Genomic DNA, 15799 nt, shown 5'->3' on the forward strand with positions numbered 1-15799 from the left:
TGAGCATGTTCACAATTATGAGGTTCCATTTTTTTGACGTTGTCAGTAGTACGGATTATCGCTACAGGAGATTGCCTCATCACATCATTCAACATTTTCATCAATTCATTTACTTCTTAAATGAAAACTTCATATTCGTGTCAATTTATTGTCTTCAATGCTCTCTATTTTCGGTGATAAATACGGCAATCATGCAAGTACGCCATAAAAAATGCCAATTTGTAACCGTCATTGAGAAACGAATGCCCCCTGCGCTCTGAAAGAAAACCCGATTTTATTTGGTAAAATATTCCGGTCTTTCATATCTGAATATTTATAAGTATGTCATCGCTTTTTTGTCACCCTGCTGGGGCGTTATTTCGCGCTAAGCCCATTGCCCTTTTCGTCTCATTGACTTGTTCCATTTCCATCGCGCATGCGAATACCGATCCGTTTGCTGATATCGATCAGCTTGATCTATTAATGTCGATGAGCCTAGAAGATCTTGGCAATGTTGACATCAGCATGACCTCTGCGGCAAAAAAAGAACAAGCCATTTCTGACATTCCCGCCGCAGCTTATGTGATAACAAACGAAATGATCCGCCGTAGCGGCGTGCGCTCTGTGGCTGAAGCGCTGGGGCTCGCGCCTGGTGTGCAAGTCACGCGTCTTTCAGAATACAACTGGCAGGTTTCACTGCGCGGTTTAAATACCATTCTCTTTAATCAGCTCCTCGTTATGATTGACGGGCGCAGTGTGTATAGCCCGCTGATGTCAGGAACCTTCTGGCATACCATTGATACAGTCTTTGAAGACATTGAGCGTATTGAAATTCTTCGCGGTACTGCTGGCACCATGTGGGGCGGCAACGCGGCCAATGGCGTGGTAAATATCATCACGAAAAATAGCCGTGATACTCAGGGCCACTATGTAGAAGTGGCAAATGGTGAACGCAACTATCAAGAGGTGAACTACCGTTACGGCACCACATTCAGCGATAAACTCACTGCCCGGGCGTTTGTGAAAGGGATCACTGGCGACTATTACAGTATCAATGATGATATTTGGCGTAATGTGCGCGGGGGGATCCGTGCCGACTACGATGACAACACCCGTAATATCACGGTACAGGCCGGGGGATTCGAGACAAAATCGGATCATGACTGGTTCTACGGTAGCTTTGACAACGTCAACTTTGGCGATAAAGTCATGTTCAACGCCGCTATCGTTGACGTGTATTCTCGTGGTCTCTATGCCAGCCTAGACTGGTTTGAAACGGTTAATGAAACCGACTACGAACTACACCTATGGACAGACTATAACTTTACCGATGAAGCTTCTGCACAAGGCGAATTTTATTCATTTGATGTCGATGCACTCGCGCGTAACCCATTAAATGAGAAACATGAGCTCACCACAGGTGCAGGCCTACGAGTGATCCACCGCCGAACAGAGCCTTACCCGGACAATTTCTATTCTAAAATGGAAGCATGGGGCCGCTACAGCAATGACCCTGTCGGTACCGATGTGAATGTAAACGGGTATATCCAGTTAGAATCGCAACTGAGCGATAAAGTGACGTCAACTATCGGCGCTAAAATGGAGTATTTCTCGCTCAATAATTCGGTGGAATTCCAGCCACAAGCACGCTTATTGTATGCATACAATGACGAGCAACAGTTCTGGGTTGGCGCTGGTCGTGCCGTCGTGACACCGTCATTTGTCGCAACCAAAACGGATTTCTACCAACTGAGTTATGCGCACCACGCTGAAGGCAACCAGTATGAAATCACTGGCGTCTTTATCTCTGAAGCCAAAGAAGATTTAGACAATGAAAGCGTCATTACCATTGATGCTGGCCACCGTTTTACCCCTATGCCATCACTCAACATTGATAGCACCGTATTCTATAGCCAATATGACAACACGCTGATGGAAGATCCTAGCCGACGACTGTGTATTGATGGTGGCTGTATTGATGGCAGCAGCGCTGAACATACGCTGCCTATTTATCTTGACAGTTACAATGATGACTTAGACGTTGAAACCTTCGGCTTTGAAACCGCTATTCGCTGGACGCCCTTTGACGCACTGACGATCAACACCAACTACACCTTCATGGAAACGAATGCCAGTTGTTCAGGGTATGCCGCTTGTGAAAACGACAACACCCCCGGCTACAACATGAAATATAACAACCAACCTAAACACTTTGTATCAATGCAAAGTCTGTGGGATTTTGCCCCCGGTTGGCAGCTCGATTTGTGGTACAAGTACAGAAGTGCAGTATCAACGGATAGTCCTTACTACAATACGCCTTCCATTAATACGGTTGATCTGCGTCTTGCGTGGCAGAAACAACCCAATTGGCCACGTGTCGAATTAGTGGTCGATGGGTTTGGTGAAGATGCCTACGCCGATCAGCCGGGTGCTTATCCGTCGCTGGAAGAAACCATTTACTTTAAAGCATCTTGGAATATCCAATAATGAATATTTCCCGCAAATACACCCTGTTGTTTTATGTTGTCAGCCTATGGGGACTGACAACCGGATCGGTGCGTGCTGAACTCGCTTTTTCCGAGTATAAAATCAAGGCGGTTTATATCTACCGCCTCACCAATTTTATCAGATGGGACAACGCTTCAACCGCTGCGCCGATTTTTTGCACCCTCGGCCAAGACAGTACCACTGCGATCTTAACGCAATTATTGGCCAAAAACGGAAACATAAAACCCGTTCGGCATATGAACAATTTAGAAGATGCCGATCATCACTGTGACCTCCTGTATATCACAGAGAAAGAACTTCACGCGCTGCATACACTACCGCAATACCCGGGGTTACTCACAATCAGTGACAGTGTGGATACGTTACAGTTAGGCGGTATGATTGAGTTGCGCACATTGGGCCAGCAAATAAAACCCGTTTTATCTTTATTAAATATTGAGAAAAACAACTTATCAGTGAGCTCGCAATTACTGCGTATTGCGATTCTATCGCCACCGCGAGAGACTGCGATTCAAAGTTAACCGCTCGGTAAGATATTACTGAACATAAAAAGAACGCGATAAGTCTTTATCGCGTTCTTTTTTTATCCACCGAACCCAATAACCCACTGAAAAATAAAATCACCGCTCACTTTTACATGCCTTCCCGCCCTTTAAAAACACACCGTTCAAAATATCCCACCTCAACAGCCCACTTAAAAACTGTCATAAACGACTCAAAACGCAAGCACTTTACCGCAATCACGAAAGTGATCTTCGTTCAAAAAACGCTATCGGAGAGATCTTTGTCACAATAATAAACATTCATTTTTTTGACATTACCTCGCCTGAGAAAATCATCAAAACGAGTCAAATCCATCACTTTATTCAACATCCCGTTATCGATATTTACACCTCAAGGGAAATACTCATCGCAGTGTCAAATTAATGCCTTTCTTCAAGTGCAATAATATGAACATAACCATTATTGGATGATTAATATATTCTTAATAAGAATATATTTCACGAGTGTATATTTTTCCATCAATGCTAAACCACAAGGAAATAACGTATTTTTTGATAAAATGTTTGTGTCAATTGCATATGGATTTGTCTCAGCATGTCATCACTTGTGTGCCCTCAATTACGTCCAGTATTTCGAATTAAACGCTTAGCGCTTTTTTTATCGCTTGCTTGTGCCTCAGCCTATGCACAGAGCGAAGAATTAGACCTATTAATGTCAATGAGCCTTGAAGAGCTTTCGAATGCTGACATCAGCATGACCTCTGCTGCGAAAAAAGAACAACCCATCTCCGACATTCCTGCCGCGGCGTATGTGATCACCAACGAGATGATCCGCCGCAGTGGGGTTCGCTCTGTGGCCGAAGCCCTTGCACTGGCCCCCGGCGTACAAGTCACACGTATTGCCGAATATAACTGGCAGGTCTCCCTGCGCGGTGTGAACGAAGTCTTGTTCAATAAGCTGCTGATAATGGTTGATGGCCGTAGTGTCTACAGCCCTTTAATGTCAGGTTCCTTCTGGCACACTATTGACACGATGCTTGAAGACATTGAGCGCATTGAAATTATTCGTGGCACGGCGGGCACCATGTGGGGCGGTAACGCCGCGAATGGTGTCGTCAATATCATCACGAAAAACAGCCGAGAAACACAAGGCCACTTTGTGGAAGTGGCGCATGGTGAGCGCAGCTATCAAGAGCTGAATTACCGCTACGGCACCACCATTAATGACAAACTCACGGCCCGTGCGTATGTGAAAGGCCTAACCGGTGATTACTACAGCATGAATGATGATCTGTGGCGAAACCTGCGCGGCGGTATTCGCGCCGATTATGAAGATGAAAACCGCCAATTCACCTTCCAAGTCGGCGGCTATCACACCAAGTCCGATCATTATTGGTATTACGCCAATTTCTACAATGATACTGACCATTTATATTACAATCCTGCTGATTTCTTTACCTATACGACCGTTGATATTTACTCACGGGGTGCTTATGCCAGTTTTGATTGGTATGAACAAACCCAAATTGCCGATTATGAACTTCACGTGTGGGCGGATAACAACTCAACCAACGAACCTTCTGCCCAAGGCGAATTCTATACCTTTGATGTCGATGCGCTGGCGCGTATAGATCTCAATGAACGTCACGAACTCACCACAGGAGGGGGAGTACGCATTATTCACCGCCGTTTTGAGGATTATCCTGAGGACTTATACAGTTACGTTGAGCCTTGGGGACGATTCAGCAATGAACCTACTGGCACAGATGTGATCGTCAACACCTACGCACAGTTGGAAAGCCAACTGACGGATAAACTGACCTCTACCTTAGGCGCAAAGGTCGAATACTTCTCACTGAATGACACAGTAGAGTTCCAACCGCAAGCCCGTTTGCTCTACAAACACAGCCAAGAACAGCAATTTTGGGCAGGCGTGGGGCGTGCCGTGGTCACGCCGTCTTTTGTTGATACCAAAACAGACTCTTATTTCTTAGGTACTGTCGAGATTATGGATGATATCGATGATGATGGTGTAAATGAAGTCGTTGATTTACGTCCAGGCGTTGTCTTTACCAAAGCCAATGAAGATCTGAAGAATGAATCAGTCGTCACCGTCGATGTCGGGCACCGTTATTCGCCTACATCAACACTCAATATTGATAGCACCCTTTTCTATAGCCAGTATAATAACACCCGTATGGAAGGTGATAGCAATTGGGATTGTCAGTATGGTCAATGTGACGATGGTTCAACCTTGCCTAACTACCTTTTTACGTTGGTTGAAAGTTACGGCGATGGACTCGATGTTGACAATTATGGCTTTGAAACTGCAGTCCGTTGGGCGCCTTTTGAGTCACTAACGCTCAACACCAGTTACAGTTATATTCAAACCGAGGCGACATGCTCTAATCATTACACGTGCGATATTGACGCACCAGCAGGAATAAAAACAAAATATAACAGCCAACCTGCACATCTAGTGTCAGTACAAAGCCTGTGGAATTTTGCCCCAGGCTGGCAATTGGATCTCTGGTATAAACATAAGAGTGCCGTTGATACCGATAGCCCGTATTACAAGGAATCTTCCGTTTCCACCATGGATTTACGACTCGCTTGGCAGCATCAGCCAACATGGCCACGCCTAGAGTTAGTTGTTGATGGTTTCGGCGAAGCATCGTATTCAGAACTGCAAGGAAAGGCACCCGTTGAAGAAACCGTTTATTTTAAAGCGTCTTGGAACATCCAGTAATGAATTTTACCAACCGGTATAAACTTCTGTTTTATATTATCAGCCTTTGGGGGCTGATGATCTGGCCTGCACAGGCTGAAAACAGTGCGCAAAAAGCCTTCTCGGAGTACAAAATTAAAGCGGTGTATATTTACCGCCTTGCCAGCTTCATCCGCTGGAATGACAGCGCACAAACCAGCCCGCGATTCTGTGTGATTGGACGAGACAGCACCACGGTGACACTGGAAAAATTATTTGCCAAAAGCAGTTCAAACAAAGCGTTACTGAGCATGACTAACCTCACTGAAGCCAGTGAGCAATGTGACTTGCTGTACGTGACCGAAAGTAAACTGCAACTGCTGCAGACGCTGCCCCAATATCCGGGGCTACTGACGATCAGTGATAGTACCGATACACTGCATGTCGGCGGCATGATTGAACTACGTACATTAGGCCAGCAAGTAAAGCCCGTTCTTTCATTGTCTAACATCGAAAAAGCTAACCTCTCTGTCAGTTCGCAATTAATGAGGATCGCGATAGTCAACGACCCAAAGTCGAACAGCGTTGGGGGTAGCTTATGAATTCTTGGATTTCCAAACTCAGCCTCAACCAACGCTTGTCTATTCCTATCATGAGCTTTATTTTGCTTGCGTTTTTAGGGTTTCAGTTCATCAGTTACCAAAGTTATTTGGCCATTGAACGTGACAACCTGCTGTCACGCACACAAGCATTAGCCAATGGTGTGGGTATGAACTTAACAGCCTCTGTCTTGTTTAATGATGCGCAATCCGCTCAAGAAATCCTCTCGGCATTAAAAGCAGATTCGCTGATTGTCGAAGCGCGTCTTGAGCTGAACAACCACGAACAGTTTGCCAAATACGCCAACAACAAATTTCAATCGGTCTACCCGACGGAGCAACAGCAACAGCTCATTATTCAAAATGGCTATCTTTTTGCCCCCGAGATGCTGTACCTGATTGTACCGATCACGATTGATGCTGAAGAAATCGCTCATATGCACATCGCGGTTTCACTGCAAGCATTGCAAGAAATGCGTATCTCACACCTTAAATACAGCCTCATCATGCTGGTTTTACTGTGTGCGAACAGTATTTATATTATCAATCGCCTTCAGCATTGGATTGTGAAACCCATCACCCAGCTCAATGAAGGCATGCGCCGCATCATAAAAGGGGATAAGCACCAGCCGTTGCCACAAAGCCAATACACAAACGATGAGCTCTATGAACTCACCGATGGCTTTAACAACATGGTGGATACCATTAACCTGCGTGATCTGGAAATTCGCCATACGATGGATGCACTAGGCCTAGAAAAAGCCTTTGCTGATGAAGTGGTCGAAACGGTACAGCACGCCTTAATTGTTGCCGATCCAAACGGCATGATCACGCTCGCCAACAAAGCGTGTGAGCGTGTGTTTAACCAAGCACCTGAACGTTTAATTGGCCAACCACTGATGACGCTATTAAAACCGGTTGAACGTGACGCCATGCAGCAATTGTTAAACAGTGCGCTGCAAAAGAACCATCAAATCGACCATTTATTAGTCGATAGTGCGCATGATACCGGCACACGTACCTATCAAATTGTCAGCCGTCCTCTTCTGCACCGTCTGCAAACCTTGTTTGCGGTTGAAGATGTCACGGAACATCAAAAAGCAGAGCGCCAACAAAAAATGGCCGCGAAAGTGTTTGATCACAGCCAAGATGCTATCTTGCTCTTTGGTCAAGACGGCAATGTTAGCATGGTTAACAATACCTTCTTGCGCCTGACGGGTTATCAGGAGCGTGACATTCTAGGCCAGCATTACCTTCAGCTGATCGACCCAGAAGAATACGCGCAAATTCAAGATGACATTCGCTTTTCGCTAATGATGGAAAACCACTGGAATGGTGAGATTCAGGTAAAAACCACTGACAATGAATTTGTGCCGTTACTGGCGCGAATTAACTGGATCGCCGATACCCACAATCAGGATAAACAAACGGTCGTGATCGCCTCGGATCTCCGTTCGATGAAAGAGATCAAACGCCTTGAACACTTGGCGAACCATGATCCTCTCACTAACTTGGCGAACCGAGTCAAACTCTATCAAACATTGCAAAATCAAATGGTATTGCAAACCACCACTCGTGAAACGTTTGCTGTTTTGTTCCTCGATTTAGATGGTTTTAAAGGGGTCAATGATACCTATGGCCACGATGTCGGCGATCAGGTACTGAAGATCATTGCGGAAAAATTACGCCGCACTGTACGTACCCGTGACATGGTGTCCCGCTTGGCGGGTGATGAGTTTGTGGTGCTGTTATCTTCCATGCACGATGTGGACATGGTGAAGCAAACTTGCCAGCGTCTGTTTGAGCGCATTTGTGAACCCATGCATATCAACGGCTTTACCGTCACTATTGGTGCCAGTATTGGTTGCTATTACGTGCATGCCAGCGATTATCAAGATGTGGATGATATTTTACGCCGTGCAGATAAAGCCATGTATGAAGCAAAACTACTGGGTAAAGGGCAAATCATTGAATATAACGCAGGGTTGCCACACCCTGTTCTGGCTTGCTAATCACACACAAGTCACGGCACATGTCCACTTGCCACAATAAAAAACGCCCCGTGCCGACTCATCGGTTCACGGGGCGTTTTTTCTCAGTTCAGCATCCGTTTATGCCTGCGGCTAAAAGCCGTTATTCACCGCGCAATGCAAGGCGGTAAGTACCTTTTGACGTAAACCATACCGCTTGCTTTTTCTTACGACCAAGCAAGATTGGGCCGTCATCAAAGAACAAGAAGTTCTTCCAGTTACGCTTAAAGACACCCCATTGGGTTTCAATCACATTGTATTTTTCATAGCAGAAGAACACCGTGGTGTTGTCTTCCCAGTCAATGAATTCCGCCATCTCCGCCGGCAGCGCCGTGTCATCCCCATCCCAGTCATCCTGCCAGTTAAACGCATTCGACCAGAGGCTGTCATTCGACGCCCAATCCCCTTGACCAAAGTGATCAGCATCGGGGCTTTGTTTACTGATGTGCTCAACCCAAATTTGCGAGGAACGCGCTTGGGTAAATGGCTTGATCAGCGCCAAATCGGCTTCCGCTACAGGCATGGAAGCATGGGTGAAAATCCACTTGCGGGTATAACTATTTAACTCTACGTAGTTCATGCGTTGACCTAACAATCTATGACGTTCAGAAATGTACCTGAGTCAGTCACATTCTGCCAGTATTAATCCACGTCACCGCCTTGTCTGCACGCACAAAAAAAGCGGCATCAATACCGCTTTTCTTCGCCTTTTCGTGGCCATTATTCTCAGTGTATCGAACTACTTTTTCGCGTCCCACACATTACTGACCCACCCCCCCACACTGTCGTCATAATGGCAGCCCGTAAACTGTTTATCGACAATGGGGCTTTTTTCATGGTGACCATCCAGCAATTCAGAAATGTGGCAAGCCATGGGATCACCTCGAGACGTTAAACGCCGACGCGTCGCGACTTCTTTGATGATTTGTAAACGATACGCTGAGTTCATTTTCTTCACCTTTCCACACCTCTGTCAGTTGAGCCCAACTAAAAATAGAAGTCGCTAACACAATCGTCAAATTAACGACATGAAACCGTCATCTCAGTGCGTTATGGCCCAATACTGTAATCCCCCTACCTTTCAATGGGTTAATAATGCCGTGAATGGCTATCATCTTATATCCTCCCCCCCCGTCCATCTCGATTCTACACGTCGCTTGGCTAACCCATTGGATAGAAAAATAAAAATCGCTGTCATGAAAAATTCGTATTCTCTGTGAAATTTTCATCAGAAAGACAATTATTACGCGGCAAAGCGCGCATCTTCCCCACGCTTGGGGTTAAAATGTTTATCAAATACTCAAAAACAAATAATCACTATGTATAACTTAGCCACCAACCTTGAACGCAACGCCGTATTTCGTGGTGATGACACAGCATTAATTTTCAATGATGAAAGCCTGAACTATCGTACCCTGAATACACACGTCAACCGTATTGCCAATCACCTTCTCGCCTTAGGCATTCAACCTGACGACAAAGTCGCGCTTTCATGCCCAAACACACCTGCGTTTGTCATTGGTTACTATGCTATTCAAAAAATCGGGGCGGTCACGGTACCACTCAATGTGATGCTAAAAGGGCAGGAAGTCGCCTATCACTTGGATGACTCTGATGCTATTGCGCTGATCAGCTTTGAAGGGAACAGCACCCTGCCATCCGGTGAATATTGCTTTGAAGGCTTTACCCAAGCGCCTCAATGCCAGCACTTCATTACCATCGAATCAGGTGCCAACACTCCAATCCCTGAAGGGGCACACCGCTTTAATGCCTGGTTGGAAAGCGATCACGACCAGTTTGATGCGGTATACCGTCATGCCGAAGATACTTGTGTCATTTTGTACACCTCAGGTACCACAGGACGGGCGAAAGGCGCTGAATTGAGCCAAAGCAACATGTTGTGTAATGCACAGGCATGCCAAGCATTAACCAACCAAAAAGGCACCGATGTCAGCATTGCCATCCTGCCGTTGTTCCACACCTTTGGCCAATCATTGATCATGAACACCTCCATGTTGGCAGGCAGTGCATTGGTATTGATCCCACGCTTTGTGCCAAAGAATGTGATGCAGCAGATGCAAAAACACAAGGTCACACACCTTGCTGGCGTGCCAACCATGTTCATCGGCCTGCTGGCTTTTGCTGAGAAACACGGGGCTGAATACATTGACGACATTGCTGCACACTTAAAAGTGGCCATTTCCGGCGGCGCATCGATGCCTGTCGAAATCCTCAAGCAATTTGAAGCCAAGCTCAACGTGCCGGTCATTGAAGGCTATGGCTTGTCTGAATCATCCCCTGTGGCGGCATTCAACCACCTTGAGTACGAGCGTAAACCGGGCAGCATTGGTCAACCGTTACCAGGTGTTACCATGAAAGTGGTGGATGACAAAGGCAACGACGTACCGCGCGGCAAAGAAGGTGAGCTGTTGATCCGCGGCCACAACGTCATGAAAGGCTATTACAAGAAGCCCGAAGAAACGGCAGTAACCGTGGTTGATGGTTGGCTACATACTGGCGATATCGTTCGCATGGATGAACAAGGCTACGTGTTTGTGGTGGATCGCCTGAAAGAAGTGATCATCCGTGGTGGCTTTAATATCTACCCACGTGACATTGAAGAAACGTTCATGACCCACCCTGACGTACACATGGTGGCCGTGATTGGGATCCCACACAAAACCTACGGTGAAGAAGCCAAAGCGTTTGTGATCTTAAAAGAAGGGGCAGAGATCACAGGTAAAGAATTGGTGGCATGGGGTAAAGCCCGCCTAGCCGATTACAAATACCCGCGTCTGATTGATGTGGTCACTGACTTACCGATGACGGCAACCGGTAAAATTCTCAAGCGCATGCTGAAATAACCCAACCAATCCATCAGGCCAGCTTGTGCGTTAACCGGCTGGCCTTTTGGCATAACCCCCCAATCCCTGCTAACTTCATACTGAATGCTCACCGTTATTGTCGAGGTATGGATTTGCAGGTACCGTCTTTTTTCACACTGTCCACATTAGCAACCTTGCTGTGCGCCACCAGCGTGTACGCCAAGCCCGCCCCCGACTTACACCAGTGTACCAAAACCTTTACCTATCAACTGTTTTTCAACAATATCAAAATTGGTCAACTCAGTCGGACATTGCGCTGGCAAGACAATCAAGCGCAAGTCAGTGCTTACAGTAATATTAATGTGCTCGCGACCAAAACCCGCTTTCGGCAACGTAGCCAAATATACTGGTCACCGGAGCAGAAATCCTTTCTCTCTAAGGGCTTCACCCGCCAAGTAGACGGCTTATTAGCCGGCAATACCCAGGCGACATTCAGCGCAGACGGTAAACATTCCACCGTGGATGAAGACGGGAAAACCCGTGAATTTTCCAGCCCCTCACAACCCTTGCTCGACAGCGATGCGGTCGGGAGCCAGATGCGTTTAGCATTGATTCAGGGCAAAACGCATTTCAACTTCAAGTTGCAAGACAGTGATGACGTGAACCATTACTATTTTCAGGTCAAAGGCAAGGAAACCATTAACTCGAACTTCGGCAAAATATCCGCGATTCGTGTTGAACAGGTAAGAAAAAGTGATCGAAAATTGGTGATGTGGTTTTCACCGGATGTGGACTATCAATTGGTACGCGCAACGTATCAGCGCAATATTTTAGATGTGAAAGCCGTGATGCTAAGCAAGCAAATTAGCTGTCCGGTCGCCGTCACGGCGAAAGCTACCGTGAAAGCCAGCGTGAAACCGTGAAACCGTGAAACCAACCGTGAAATCCAGCGCCACAGAAACAACATCAACGCGCCAACGTCCCTAACCGCCCTTATTTCATCGTGACTTTGCCACCAATCATTTTCAGGGCTGGCGCACCACGAATTAAGGTATCACGGGCAAACTGTCCCCCGCACTGCGGGCAGACCCCTTCCTGCTCGGTGAAATCTTTCACAATGCGCTCTTTAAAGCATTTCACCAATGCGCCTTTGCCGCCTTTTCGGTACTTATATAACGGGGCTTTGCACCCCGCACACGCGATATCAACCGTTTTGGTCGGTCCTTTTTTATTGGGTTTTGCCATGTTATTTCTGCTGTCTGACTCGTGCGACTAATCGATCGATATACGCCAAATGATCAGCTTCCACACCGGCATGATTACCGTATTTCGGCTGATGGCGATCATTTTCAAACGGATAATGCCAGCCTTGTGTCGTCTCGACAAACTCTTTGGCAAACTGCTCAGAAATACTCAAACACCCCGCCAGTACCGTATCCACATACGTTTGCATGATCGGCGACAGCGGACACGGCGGCGTTAACTGCGACTGCGTATACACCCATACCGGCAAATCGACATCATGCCCAAAGTGCGTGACCACCTGTGCCGGATCCAACTGCACCCGCTGATAACCGCGTTCACGTTGGTCAAAACACGCCAGTCCTTCATCGTCAACACGCACCAACACACCATTGCATTGGCCATCTCCTAGCGATGCCACTAACGGGGCAATCGGGTAGTTACCATTCACTTTCCCCCAATGACGCTGCAACCCTGACACCGTCGCGGGCAACGCCCCTTCTGTTTGTCCGGTGAGCTGGCGTGAATGGTGGTTAATCAAGCTTCCATAGCCAAATATATACATCGCGTTCCTTCCTCTTCATTTAAAACGGCAACGCAAAAAAGCGTGAAAACTGCTGCCATTCTTCCGTTAATGTTTCAATATCGCCGGGTTCAAAGCGTACCGTCGTGCCAGGACGCGCTTGTGCTAAACGGGGTAAATCCACCCGCGCCACACACCCTAACTTGGGGTAGCCCCCCAGTGTTTGTCTGTCATTAAGCAATACGATTGGCTGGCCATTGGGCGGAATTTGTATTGCCCCTTGCGCAATGCCTTCTGAGATAATCCCTTCCACGTCGCATTGAATTGATTCGCCTTCCAATCGGCAGCCCATGCGATCCGTCTCTTGTGTCACAGTATAGTGGCTCGCATAAAACCGCGCTTTTTCAGCCGGTTGAAAATGTGCCGCTTGATATGACTCCACCACCCGCAGCGTGATGCTTTCTGCGTAGTCAGGTACAAAACGGGACGGAATTTGAGGAAGGCGAATGTGAGGAGAATCGGAATGATCCTGAAGATCGTTCGGGGCCTCCCTGAAAGGCACCTGATCACCGGCGACTAAAGACCGCCCTTGGACCAATCCCCCTAACTGATTGCGTACAACCGTCGCACAACTGCCCAACACTGTCGGCACATCGAATCCCCCTTGTATGGCCAAATAGGCGCGCAGCCCATGGCGGGCAAAGCCTAATTTCAACGTTTGTCCTTGTCGGATAATCCCACTTTGCCAAGGCTCGACCGGTTCACCATCGAGGGTGGCCTGCATATCGGCTCCGGTTAACACAAACACGCAATCCTTAGTGGCGGTAAACTGGGCTTGCCCGAGGGTCACTTCCAAAACAGGCACCTCTGCCCTATTACCCACCAAATAATTGGCCCAACAGGCCGCATGGAGATCCAACGCGCCGCCTTGGCTTATGCCCTGATCGGCCACACCCAAGCGCCCCAAGTCCTGCAGTAAGGTCAACATCCCTGGGTGATCCACTACCAATGCGGCCATATTTCCCCTCCTTGTTGTAAAAACTGCGCACGGCTGATCGGTGTAAATTGCACCGTATCACCGACTGAAAACGGGCTCATCGGCGTTTTATCCGGTGTAAAAAGTGGCACCGGACAGTTACCGATAATTTGCCAGCCGCTCGGAGAAGCATTGGGGTACACCGCGGTCTGTTGATTCGCTATCCCCACACTGCCTGCGGGTACCTGTTTGCGGGGTGTCGATTGACGTGGCATCGCAATCTGCTCATCCACCGCCGCCAAAAAGGCAAAGCCCGGCGCAAAACCAATGGCGCACACGGTGTAAGTTTTCGCACAGTGCCGTGCAATCACATCGGCGACCGATAACCCAGCGTACTCTGCCACTGCCGCCAAATCCGGCCCCACAGCCTCATCATAAAAGACAGGGAGTGTCAGAATACGATCACCTGAGTCGTTATCTTGGCGTGAACGTTGACGATCATGGTGTTGGTGATCAGCACGCGGCTGTTGTGGAAACAAACACGCCCTTTCATACTGTCGTAACGCCGCGACCAATTGCGCGTAGCGAAGGTGATTCGGATGGTATTGCACAAGCACCGAGGTATAAGCGGGGATAACGTCAACGATCCCCGGTAACGGAAAATGTTGTAAAAAGTGGGTCAAACGCCCAATCGCTGGGATTAAATCAAGATCGATCGCTTTACCCAGGTAAATAATCAGGTGCGTTTCCGAAACAGGTTGAATGTCCATCATGCGCGTAAATCCTCAGACAAGGTTTTTACCAACGCAATGGAGGCATCGTTATCCCCATGCACGCACACGGTATCGACCTGCAGTGTCAAGCATTTGCCTGACAGCGTCTTCACCGTCCCTCGCGCTAACAAGGTCACTTGCTGACGGATCTGTGTCGGATCATGGTACACCGCATTAGGCTGAGTTCTGGGTACCAATCGCCCATCATCGTCGTAAGCGCGATCGGCAAAGGCTTCAAACAGCAATGGCACACCCTGTTGATCCGCCCATTGTTGATAGGTTTGATTGTCCACTCGCGCCAATATCATCAAGGCCAACGGTGTCGTTCGGTGCTGATTTAAACCGGCGATCGCGGCTACTATTGCTTGATACACCGTCTCATCGCGCATCATGTCGTTGTACAGTGCCCCGTGCGGTTTCACATAAGTCACCGCCGCGCCTTGCAACTGGCACAACGCGTCCAATGCCCCGACTTGATAGCCCACCAGCGCCGTGATGGCAGGTGTCGAATGCGGGATACTGCGGCGGCCAAAACCGACTTTATCGTCGTAACCGGGATGCGCCCCAATATCCACATGCCGAGACACGGCTAAGGCGATGGTCGCCGCCATATTCTCTGGATCAGAAGCATGAAAGCCACACGCGATGTTCGCCATGTCCACCCATGGCATCACAGCTGCGTCATTGCCCATGACCCAGCAACCGTAACTTTCACCCATATCACAATTGAGTTTCATCTTTCATCCTTGCTGATGTACACGCTGTTTTTACCCTATACCCACAGCATAATGGACGCAATCACTCACCTCTCATGCTGATGTATTCGCAGCGCGAAATTACCGTTTCCTCTTTTATCTCCTTAACCTCCTTCTATATTCCATTGTAAAACGTGAATTTGCGAAACAACCATAATGAACACTTCACTTCGCCGAACAATAGGCAAAAGGGATAACCAATGAGTAAAAAGAATAGCCAGCAACGCTTTCTTTTTTTATTTATTTTTTATCTAAAAATAAATGTGCGCACGATTGCAATTATCATTTTTGCCTGTCCATTATGTTTTTTAATCTTCTCGATTGATGTCACAATAAAAAACGAAAAGGACTTCCCGCAACGCCTTGTTATGGAATGTAT

General features: G+C 47.6%; 14 protein-coding genes. 7 read left to right on the forward strand and 7 right to left on the reverse strand.

All coding sequences use genetic code 11. The features are described 5' to 3' along the window. The first annotated feature begins 321 nt into the window (after positions 1-321). The 5 genes from ACSF8W_RS19700 (at position 322) to ACSF8W_RS19720 (ending at position 8308) form a co-directional block, all read left to right on the forward strand. Positions 322-2466 (forward strand): TonB-dependent receptor plug domain-containing protein, encoded by a 2145-nt coding sequence (locus ACSF8W_RS19700; RefSeq protein WP_500848849.1) that lies wholly within the window; start codon positions 322-324, stop codon positions 2464-2466. Next, positions 2466-3008 carry a YfiR family protein gene (locus tag ACSF8W_RS19705; protein WP_500848850.1) on the forward strand — a complete coding sequence of 181 codons (543 nt, stop codon included), beginning with the start codon at positions 2466-2468 and terminating at the stop codon, positions 3006-3008. Before ACSF8W_RS19700 ends, ACSF8W_RS19705 begins: the two co-directional genes overlap by 1 nt. A gap of 694 nt (positions 3009-3702) precedes the next feature. Next, the gene (locus ACSF8W_RS19710; protein ID WP_500848851.1) at positions 3703-5739 is read left to right on the forward strand and encodes a TonB-dependent receptor plug domain-containing protein; all 2037 of its coding nucleotides are present in this window, start codon (positions 3703-3705) and stop codon (positions 5737-5739) included. Further along, the gene (locus tag ACSF8W_RS19715; protein WP_500848852.1) at positions 5739-6299 is read left to right on the forward strand and encodes a YfiR family protein; all 561 of its coding nucleotides are present in this window, start codon (positions 5739-5741) and stop codon (positions 6297-6299) included. Before ACSF8W_RS19710 ends, ACSF8W_RS19715 begins: the two co-directional genes overlap by 1 nt. Then, a complete protein-coding gene (locus ACSF8W_RS19720; RefSeq protein ID WP_500848853.1) occupies positions 6296-8308 on the forward strand; it encodes a diguanylate cyclase domain-containing protein in 2013 nt (670 codons plus the stop codon). The genes ACSF8W_RS19715 and ACSF8W_RS19720 overlap by 4 nt, the downstream gene beginning before the upstream one ends. Positions 8309-8429: 121 nt before the next feature. Here the strand turns inward: ACSF8W_RS19720 and ACSF8W_RS19725 are convergent, their stop codons facing one another. Both ACSF8W_RS19725 and ACSF8W_RS19730 read right to left on the reverse strand, forming a co-directional pair. Then, a complete protein-coding gene (locus tag ACSF8W_RS19725) occupies positions 8430-8906 on the reverse strand; it encodes a DUF2947 domain-containing protein (RefSeq protein WP_500848854.1) in 477 nt (158 codons plus the stop codon). A 159-nt stretch (positions 8907-9065) separates the two neighbouring features. Then, positions 9066-9284: a hypothetical protein gene (locus tag ACSF8W_RS19730; protein WP_500848855.1), complete on the reverse strand. Its 219-nt coding sequence runs from the start codon at positions 9282-9284 to the stop codon at positions 9066-9068. Positions 9285-9645: 361 nt separating this feature from the next. Here ACSF8W_RS19730 and ACSF8W_RS19735 point away from each other — a divergent pair, with 361 nt between their 5' ends. Both ACSF8W_RS19735 and ACSF8W_RS19740 read left to right on the forward strand, forming a co-directional pair. Then, positions 9646-11190, forward strand: coding sequence for a long-chain-fatty-acid--CoA ligase (locus ACSF8W_RS19735; protein WP_500848856.1), 1545 nt, complete (start codon positions 9646-9648; stop codon positions 11188-11190). A gap of 107 nt (positions 11191-11297) precedes the next feature. Then, the gene (locus ACSF8W_RS19740) at positions 11298-12074 is read left to right on the forward strand and encodes a DUF3108 domain-containing protein (RefSeq protein ID WP_500848857.1); all 777 of its coding nucleotides are present in this window, start codon (positions 11298-11300) and stop codon (positions 12072-12074) included. Positions 12075-12144: 70 nt separating this feature from the next. Here the strand turns inward: ACSF8W_RS19740 and ACSF8W_RS19745 are convergent, their stop codons facing one another. From ACSF8W_RS19745 to ACSF8W_RS19765, 5 genes are read right to left on the reverse strand one after another with little or no spacing between them, the layout of a single operon-like run. Beyond that, positions 12145-12396: a hypothetical protein gene (locus tag ACSF8W_RS19745; protein WP_500848858.1), complete on the reverse strand. Its 252-nt coding sequence runs from the start codon at positions 12394-12396 to the stop codon at positions 12145-12147. A gap of 1 nt (position 12397) precedes the next feature. Next, entirely contained in the window at positions 12398-12958 is a 561-nt protein-coding gene (locus ACSF8W_RS19750) for a gamma-glutamylcyclotransferase family protein (protein ID WP_500848859.1), read from the reverse strand. 19 nt (positions 12959-12977) lie between these two features. Beyond that, positions 12978-13934, reverse strand: a complete 957-nt coding sequence (locus tag ACSF8W_RS19755; protein ID WP_500848860.1) for a 5-oxoprolinase subunit C family protein — start codon at positions 13932-13934, stop codon at positions 12978-12980. Then, positions 13919-14665, reverse strand: coding sequence for a 5-oxoprolinase subunit PxpB (gene pxpB / locus ACSF8W_RS19760; RefSeq protein WP_500848861.1), 747 nt, complete (start codon positions 14663-14665; stop codon positions 13919-13921). The genes ACSF8W_RS19755 and pxpB overlap by 16 nt, the downstream gene beginning before the upstream one ends. Beyond that, a complete protein-coding gene (locus tag ACSF8W_RS19765) occupies positions 14662-15402 on the reverse strand; it encodes a 5-oxoprolinase subunit PxpA (RefSeq protein WP_500848862.1) in 741 nt (246 codons plus the stop codon). Before ACSF8W_RS19765 ends, pxpB begins: the two co-directional genes overlap by 4 nt. Between the last annotated feature and the right edge of the window lie 397 nt (positions 15403-15799).

It is taken from the genome of Photobacterium sp. 270122K, assembly GCF_059941365.1.

Excerpts from the sequence above, each read along its gene's own strand:
- ACSF8W_RS19765 (WP_500848862.1), bottom strand. The coding sequence starts at position 15,402 with ATGAAACTCAATTGTGATATGGGTGAAAGTTACGGTTGCTGGGTCATG.
- ACSF8W_RS19740 (WP_500848857.1), top strand. The coding sequence starts at position 11,298 with ATGGATTTGCAGGTACCGTCTTTTTTCACACTGTCCACATTAGCAACC.
- ACSF8W_RS19725 (WP_500848854.1), bottom strand. The coding sequence starts at position 8,906 with ATGAACTACGTAGAGTTAAATAGTTATACCCGCAAGTGGATTTTCACC.
- ACSF8W_RS19700 (WP_500848849.1), top strand. The coding sequence starts at position 322 with ATGTCATCGCTTTTTTGTCACCCTGCTGGGGCGTTATTTCGCGCTAAG.
- ACSF8W_RS19755 (WP_500848860.1), bottom strand. The coding sequence starts at position 13,934 with ATGGCCGCATTGGTAGTGGATCACCCAGGGATGTTGACCTTACTGCAG.
- ACSF8W_RS19745 (WP_500848858.1), bottom strand. The coding sequence starts at position 12,396 with ATGGCAAAACCCAATAAAAAAGGACCGACCAAAACGGTTGATATCGCG.
- ACSF8W_RS19710 (WP_500848851.1), top strand. The coding sequence starts at position 3,703 with ATGTCAATGAGCCTTGAAGAGCTTTCGAATGCTGACATCAGCATGACC.
- ACSF8W_RS19750 (WP_500848859.1), bottom strand. The coding sequence starts at position 12,958 with ATGTATATATTTGGCTATGGAAGCTTGATTAACCACCATTCACGCCAG.
- pxpB (WP_500848861.1), bottom strand. The coding sequence starts at position 14,665 with ATGATGGACATTCAACCTGTTTCGGAAACGCACCTGATTATTTACCTG.
- ACSF8W_RS19705 (WP_500848850.1), top strand. The coding sequence starts at position 2,466 with ATGAATATTTCCCGCAAATACACCCTGTTGTTTTATGTTGTCAGCCTA.
- ACSF8W_RS19720 (WP_500848853.1), top strand. The coding sequence starts at position 6,296 with ATGAATTCTTGGATTTCCAAACTCAGCCTCAACCAACGCTTGTCTATT.
- ACSF8W_RS19735 (WP_500848856.1), top strand. The coding sequence starts at position 9,646 with ATGTATAACTTAGCCACCAACCTTGAACGCAACGCCGTATTTCGTGGT.
- ACSF8W_RS19715 (WP_500848852.1), top strand. The coding sequence starts at position 5,739 with ATGAATTTTACCAACCGGTATAAACTTCTGTTTTATATTATCAGCCTT.